Annotated in this window: 1 protein-coding gene; it reads right to left on the bottom strand. The window is 71.7% G+C overall.

Annotation, left to right across the window (positions count from 1 at the left end):
• A partial coding sequence (locus ACOADB_RS26365; RefSeq protein ID WP_378606023.1) for a dihydroxy-acid dehydratase occupies window positions 1-672 on the bottom strand: 672 nt, incomplete at both ends.

Below are 672 nucleotides of genomic sequence, written 5' to 3'. Positions count from 1 at the left end.
TCCTGCAGCACCCCGAGGGCGGGCGTCAGCTTGTGCAGTTCGGGCATCCCGTTGGCCGCAGGCCCCTGGTAGCGAATGACCGCGACGAGGTCCTGCCCGTCGAGCTTGCCGTCGGCGAAGGCGAGCAGGAAGTCGTGCTGGTCGTCGAAGACCCGCGCCGGCGCACTGACGAAACGGTGCTCGATTGCCACCGCCGACGTCTTGACGACGCCCGTGCCGAGCGGGCCCTTGACGACCTTCACGCCGCCGTCGGCGGCGAACGGGTCGGAGGCCGGGCGCAGGACGTCGAGGTCGAGGCTCTCGGCCGGACCGGGACGCCACGTGACGTTGCCGTCGACGAGCACCGGTTCCTCGGTGTAGCGCCGCAGGCCGGGGCCGACGATCGTCTCCACGTCCTCGTGCAGCAGGCCCGCGTCGAGGAGGGTGCGGACGAGGAACCCGATGCCGCCGGCCGCGTGGAAGTGGTTCACGTCGGCGGCGCCGTTGGGGTAGATCCGGGCCAACGACGGCACCACGGCGGACAGCTCCGCCAGGTCGTCCCAGGTCAGCAGGATGCCCGCGGCACGGGCGATCGCGACGAGGTGCAGCGTGTGGTTGGTGGAGCCGCCGCTCGCGAGCAGGGCCACGCACGCGTTGAGGATCGCCTTCTCGTCGACCATCTCGCCGAGCGGG

Origin of the sequence: Nocardioides sp. CPCC 206348, from assembly GCF_048654705.1 — a bacterium.
GTDB lineage: Bacteria > Actinomycetota > Actinomycetes > Propionibacteriales > Nocardioidaceae > Nocardioides.
This window is presented reverse-complemented; position numbering and strand designations above follow the sequence as displayed.